At 70.9% G+C, this 6,669-nt stretch carries 4 protein-coding genes; 2 read left to right on the top strand and 2 right to left on the bottom strand.

Going from position 1 to position 6,669, the window contains the following annotated elements; all coding sequences use genetic code 11:
- Nucleotides 1–600 precede the first annotated feature (600 nt).
- Both NBW84_RS21145 and NBW84_RS21140 read right to left on the bottom strand, forming a co-directional pair.
- Nucleotides 601–3,246 (bottom strand): transglycosylase domain-containing protein, encoded by a 2,646-nt coding sequence (locus tag NBW84_RS21145; protein WP_250286707.1) that lies wholly within the window; start codon nucleotides 3,244–3,246, stop codon nucleotides 601–603.
- Between the two features lie 309 nt (nucleotides 3,247–3,555).
- A complete protein-coding gene (locus tag NBW84_RS21140; RefSeq protein ID WP_250286704.1) occupies nucleotides 3,556–3,963 on the bottom strand; it encodes a DUF5318 family protein in 408 nt (135 codons plus the stop codon).
- Between the two features lie 545 nt (nucleotides 3,964–4,508).
- On the opposite strand from NBW84_RS21140, the gene NBW84_RS21135 reads away from it, so the two are divergent.
- Nucleotides 4,509–5,180, top strand: coding sequence for a PadR family transcriptional regulator (locus tag NBW84_RS21135; RefSeq protein WP_250286702.1), 672 nt, complete (start codon nucleotides 4,509–4,511; stop codon nucleotides 5,178–5,180).
- Nucleotides 5,181–5,255: 75 nt separating this feature from the next.
- Nucleotides 5,256–6,326 carry an inositol-3-phosphate synthase gene (locus NBW84_RS21130; RefSeq protein ID WP_250286700.1) on the top strand — a complete coding sequence of 357 codons (1,071 nt, stop codon included), beginning with the start codon at nucleotides 5,256–5,258 and terminating at the stop codon, nucleotides 6,324–6,326.
- The last annotated feature ends 343 nt before the right edge of the window (nucleotides 6,327–6,669 follow it).

The following is a 6,669-nucleotide window of genomic DNA, read 5'->3' as shown; positions in this document are numbered from 1 at the left end:
CCGCCCGCGGCGAGCGCTCGCCACCCGTCCCGGCCGCCAGCGGCCGCACGGTCATCCGCGGGCCCACCGGGACCGCCCGGCAGCCCACCGCGGCATCCGGTGGCCGGGCGGGCGGGCCGGTCGCCGCCGGTGCCGGTGTCCTGCCACCTCGACGCGGTGGACGCCGGCATCGATCCGGGAGATCCCGGAGGAGCCAGGACGGGTCTGACGGATGTCCGATCGGGCGGGCGGCACCCAGCCGGCCACCCGTCGCGTTGTCGCCGCCCATGGCCCGGCTGTGGAACGCCCCCTGTCCGGCGCTGCGCGCCGCACGGGGACCCCGTTGTCCTGCGCCCCGCGGGAGGCAGCCTGGATCACCACCCGCATCGGCCAACATCCATCAGAGACGCCCTGGCCATGTGCCATTGTCACCCGTGCAACACGCCCTCCCGTTCGACGGTGGGGGGATCCGGCCGGTCCCGGTCCGGGGAGCCCGTGGGAGCCGCGACCGACGGCTCCCACCCCGTGGAAGCCGCGACCGACAGCTCCCACCCCGTGGAAGCCGCGACCGACAGCTCCCGCGCCATGGGAGCCGCGACCGACGGCTCCCGCGCCGCGGGCTCAGGCGGTCGGGTCCTGGTCAGGCGGTAACCTGCCGTCGTTGATCCTCGGATTCCCCGGCTTCGGGGTCGGTGACTGCTCGCCCTGCCCGCCGGTGGACGCGGTCGGCTCCGCCGACGGTGGGAACAGCGTCGTCGGGCGCCCATGGCGGTCGCGGTCGGGTACGTCCGCGGGCGGCGTCACCTCGGGTGAGGCGGTGGGCGTCGGTGAGAAGGTCGGCTGCGGGGTCGGCGACGGCGACGCGTTGGTGACGGTGCCACCGTACTTCGGCGTCGGGAAGCTCTGGGGTGCGACGCCCTTGAGAGCGCCGTCCATGAAGGCCTTCCAGATCTTCGCCGGGTAGCCACCGCCGTAGACACCGCCGGTAGCCCCGGGGATCCCGGTCAGCGCGGTCGCCTTGCTCACCCCGCCGTCACCGCGGAACATGTTCACGCAGGCCGCGACCTGCGGGACGTAACCGCAGAACCACGCGGTCCGGAAGTTGTCGGTGGTGCCGGTCTTGCCGGCTGCCGGCCGGCCGTCGGCGAGCTGCGCCGCCTTGCCCGTGCCGCTCTTCAGGACCGACTGCAGCGCGTACGTCACGTCGGCCGCCACGGTCGCGGGGATGGCGGTCTTCGCGTTGGTCGGCCCCTCATAGATGACCTTGCCCTTGCCGTCGATCACCCGGTCGACCAGGTGCGGGGCGACGGCCTTGCCGGCGTTGGCGAAGGTTCCGTAGACCGCGACCATGTCCTTGGCGGTGATGCCATCACGGCCGAGGGTCACCCCGCCATCGTCGGTCAGTGGGACGTCCTTGTTCACCCCCAGGGCGCGCGCGGTGGAGATGACGTTGCCGATGCCGGCCTCGATGCCCAGCGGGACGTAGACGGTGTTGACCGACTCGGCGGTCGCGTCGATCAGGTTCAGGTACCCGAAGTTGCCGTGCTCCTCGTCGTTGCGGACCACGTACGTCCCGCTGCCGTCGGCGGCCTTGCCGGGAATCTCCAGCACGTCCGGGGCCGCGTAGACCGACTTGAGGCTGACCCCCTTCTGCAGCGCGGCCGCCAGTGTGATCGGCTTGAAGGTCGACCCCGGCGGCACCTGCGCCCCGGAGACGTTGTCGACGTAGGAGGTCTGGCCGTTGTCGCCCTTGCCGTAGATCGTGCCCCCGTACCAGGCCAGCACCCGGCCGGTGCCCGGCTCGACCGCGACCAGGCCGGTCTTCAGGTCGGGAACGGCGGTGTAGGGCTTGGCCAGCACGTTCGTCACGGCCAGGTAGGCGGCGGTCTGCCGGCCCTGGTCGATGCTGGTCTGGATACGCAGGCCCTCCAGGTTGATCTGCTGCTCGGTGATCCCGGCCGCGATCAGCTCGTCCTTGGCCTGGTCCCGGATGTAGGCGGCCTGCGGGGAGGAGACGGCCATGCCGTTGGACCTGTCCCGCTCCTGGGTCACCGGCGGCTTCTTCTCCGGGGTCGCGCGGGACGCGTCCAGCCAGCCCTTCTCGACCATCGTGTCCAGCACCTCGTGCCACCGGCGCTCGGCGGCGGCCGGGGTCACCCGCGGGTCCAGCGCGTTCGGGGAGCGGATCAGCCCGGCGATGACCGCGCCCTCCTCCGCGCTGAGCTGCTTGGCCGGCTTGCCGAAGTACGTCTTGGACGCGGCCTCGATGCCGTACGCCCCCCGGCCGAAGTAGATCGTGTTGAGGTAGGACTCGAGGATCTCGTCCTTGGAGTACTTCCGGGCGAGCTTGACCGCGAGGACGATCTCCTTCATCTTACGGGAGAAGGTGCGTTCCTGTGTCAGATAGGCGTTCTTGGCGTACTGCTGGGTGATGGTCGACCCGCCCTGGGAGATCTCACCGCCGCGGACGTTCACCCACAGCGCCCGGGCGATTCCCCGCGGGGAGATGCCGGGCTCGCTGTAGAAGTTCTTGTTCTCCGCCGCGAGCACGGCGTGCTGGACGTCGACCGACACCTCGGAGAGCGGGACGTCCGTCCGGTTGACCGTCCCGATCTTGGCGATCTCGGTGCTGCGGTCCGCGTAGGTGATGATGGACGTCTGCTCGGCGGCGTTGACGGCCGCCGGCAGCGGTATCTTCGTCAGGGAGTAGAGGACGGCGACCAGCGCGGCGAACATCAGCACGCCGGACAGCAGCCCGAACATGACCAGCCGCCGCAGCCACAACGGGCGGTTCCGCCAGAACATCGGCCCCCGTCTTCCCTGGCCCGGCCGGACCGGTGGCTGCTGCGCCCCGCCCTCGAGGCCATGGCGATCATCGGCGCGTCCCGGCGGCACGCCCGGGGGATCCGCCGGGCCCGCGCCGGCACGCGCACGTCCGCGGACGCCGTTGACCGGGGCCGCGGCAGGGACGTCGTCCGGGCGGGGACGGCGGACGTAGGTGGTGGAGTCGGCGGTGCGTTCCCGGACGCCGATGCGCTCCATGGTGGCCCGGTCGGTCGTGTCGTACATGTTGGTGACAGGCCTGTTGGTGACGGGCCTGTTGTCGGCAGGCCGCCTGTCCGCGGGCTGGCCGCCTCGCTCGTCGCGCACCGCCGTCCGGCCCGCGTCGCCGTACGCGGCACCGCCGGGGGTGGCACCCGCCCGGTCGGAGCCGTCACCGTCGGGCCGGGCCGCCCCGTGCGGGCGGCTGTCCAGGTGGCCGTTCACAGAGCCGACATCCGGATGATCCCCTTCGGCCGGAGCACGGTCGGCCGGGGTACGGCGCACATGCGTACGGCCGTCGTCATCGCGCGGGTACACGTCCCGATCGTAGATGTTGGCCTCACTGACAGTCCCGTCCGTGGCTGCGGGAGTGAACCCCGCGTCGTCGGTGGCTGCTGTCAGACGGTACGCCGCCTCCCACAGGCACACATGCACCGGGTTCCCGCCAACACGTGGGAAACCCGGTGACGGCGGGCCCGGGCCCCGGCCGTCCCGCCGCTCCTCGTTCTTGTTCCCGGCCGCTCCTCTTCCCGGCTACTCCTCGGCCGTCCTGCGGCGGGCCGTCCGCCTGACCCGGGGCCGGCCGGTCCCGATCACGAACGACATGATCAGGTGGTTCCAGGAGCAGGACGTGCAGACCTCCACGACGTAGACCCGTAGCTCGCTGAACTGCCGCGCGAGGGCCGGCAGGTCCCTGGTCGCCCGCACCCGGCCGGAACTCACGCCGAGCTCGTCACCGTAGGTATATGTGACGTTGATCAACGGCTCGCGTCCACGGCAGACCGGGCAGCGCCTGCCGGTCGCCTCCCCGTGGTGCTTGGCCGCCCGCAGCAGGTATGGGTGCGCGTCACACACATCCGTGGCCGACACTCTGCCGGCATGCAGGTCAGCGAGTGTCGCCCGCCGGGCGAGCGCGTAGTCGACAACCGACCGTGGACGCATGCCATAAGACGGTACGCCGGATGCGTCGCACTGGCAGACGCTCCGGACACAAGCCCCTGCGACACTGGAAGAGCTCCGAGTACTGAACACGGTACGTGATGGTTGTCCAGGCAAATACCGACAAGGGTGAGCTCCGGGCCGATGGCAACGATCCGGCCATCCCGGCTTTCCGCGCCGGACACCCCTGGTTGCCTTCGTTATCCCGAAGTGGCATGCTCGATGTATCGAAACGATATGTCATGCAGAAACGTCCCGACCGGAGACGTCCCGACCGGAGACATCCCGACCGGAGACGTCGCAGCTGGAGATATCCCGGCCGGGTGCGGCACCGGGCAGGTACGGCCCCGCACGGCTCACGCGGATACGGCTTCGCGGTGATACGGCCCGCGGCGGCACGGCTCACCGCCGGACCAGCACGTCCCATCACCGGGCCAGCACAGCCAAAAAAATCAAGCCGATGGATCGCGACGCGGAGCCGTCCCGGACACACCGGTCACATCAGTGTCACGGCTGACTTCCGATGACTTCCGAGGAAAGGAGCGAGGATGCTGGAGCTGGCCGTCCTCGCGCTGCTCTCCGAAAGCCCGATGCACGGCTACGAGCTGCGCAAACGCCTCAACACCGTGCTGGGGACCTTCCATCGCTTCAGCTACGGCTCGCTGTACCCCTGCCTGCGCAAGCTACAGGCCGAGCACTACGTCACGGCCGACGACTCCAGCGCCGCGAACCGTCTCGGCGGCCGCAGCCGCGTCGTCTACACCCTCACCGCCGAGGGCAAGGAGCGCCTCGCCGCCCTGCTCGGTGAGGGCGGCCCGTCCTCCTGGGAGGACGAGATGTTCGGCATCCGGTTCGCGTTCTTCGGCAAGACCGACGCGGACGTGCGGCTGCGCATCCTCGAGGGCCGCCGCGGCCGGCTGGAGGAACGGCGTGAGAAGGTCCGTTCCGCCCTGGCCAGGACCCGCGAGCGTTTCGACTCCTACACCCTCGAGCTGCAGCGCCACGGCCTTGAGTCCGTCGAGCGCGAGGTCCGCTGGCTGACCGAGCTGATCGAGACGGAGCGCGCACAGGCACCGGCCGGCGGACGGGCGCGCCCGGCGGCCGCCGGGCCGTCCAGCGGGCCGCCCATCGAAACATCCACAGAGTTGTCCCCGGATCCGGCGCCGCCGACGCCGCCGGATCCGGGGGGAGACGGCAACGAGGCCCCGCCCGCGCGTTAGTGCCCGCGCCGGCGTGCCGCCTCGCCCCGGATCCCACCCATCCGCCTTCCACAATCGCAGAAGGAGCAGACCGTCATGGGTTCGGTACGTGTCGCCATCGTCGGCGTAGGCAACTGCGCCGCATCCCTCGTCCAGGGGGTCGAGTACTACCGCGACGCTGATCCGTCCGCACAGGTCCCGGGCCTGATGCATACCCAGCTCGGGGAATACCACGTCGGGGACCTGGAGTTCGTCGCCGCGTTCGACGTGGACGCGAAGAAGGTCGGGCAGGACCTGTCGGAGGCCATCGGCGCCAGCGAGAACAACACGGTCAAGATCGCCGAGGTGCCTCCGCTGGGGGTCACGGTCGCCCGCGGGCACACCCTCGACGGCCTCGGCCGCTACTACCGGGAGACGATCGCCGAGTCCGACGACACCCCGGTGGACGTCGTCGCCGCCCTGCGCGAGGCCCGGGCCGACGTCCTCGTCTGCTATCTGCCCGTCGGCTCCGAGGAGGCGGCGAAGTTCTACGCCCAGGCCGCGATCGACGCCGGCGTCGGCTTCGTCAACTGCCTGCCGGTGTTCATCGCCGGCCGTCCCGAATGGGCGGAGAAGTTCCGTGCCGCGGGCGTCCCGATCGTCGGCGACGACATCAAGTCGCAGGTCGGCGCCACCATCACCCACCGGGTGCTCGCCAAGCTGTTCGAGGACAGGGGCGTCGTCCTGGACCGCACGATGCAGCTCAACGTCGGCGGCAACATGGACTTCAAGAACATGCTCGAGCGGGACCGGCTGGAGTCCAAGAAGATCTCCAAGACGCAGGCGGTGACCTCCCAGCTCTCCCACGAGATCGGCAAGGACAACGTCCACATCGGCCCGTCCGACTACGTCGCCTGGCTGGACGACCGCAAGTGGGCCTATGTCCGGCTGGAGGGCCGCGCGTTCGGCGACGTGCCGCTGAACCTGGAGTACAAGCTCGAGGTCTGGGACTCCCCGAACAGCGCCGGCGTCGTCATCGACGCGGTCCGCTGCGCCAAGATCGCTCTTGACCGGGGTGTCGGCGGGCCGCTGCTCGCGGCGTCCTCCTACTTCATGAAGTCGCCGCCGGAGCAGTACCGGGACAACATCGCCCGGGACAAGGTGGAGGAGTTCATCCGGGGCGAATAACCCACCCGGAGCGAACAGCCTGCACGGGGCGAACAACGGCACGGCCGTCCGAGGCGGACGACGACCGCGGAGGCCACCGGTGAACGGTGCCCGGCTACCCGGAGGGGGTGGCCGGGCACCGCTGTGTCCGGCCCCGGTCAGGTGTTGTGTCTGGGGCCGGTCAGGCGTTGTGTCAAGCACGGTCAGGCTCGGACGTTGGTGTCGGGCCCCTGAATTCGGGGCCCGGGGCCCCGGGCTCGGTCAGGCGGGGGCGTCGGCGCACCGGTGGGGCTGGCCCGCCGCGCTGGGATCCGCCGTCGCGGTGGCCGCGGGCAGGCGGCGGGCGGTGGCCACCGCCTGTCTC

It is taken from the genome of Protofrankia sp. CiP1_Cm_nod2 (assembly GCF_920664355.1).
GTDB lineage: Bacteria > Actinomycetota > Actinomycetes > Frankiales > Frankiaceae > Protofrankia.
This window is presented reverse-complemented; position numbering and strand designations above follow the sequence as displayed.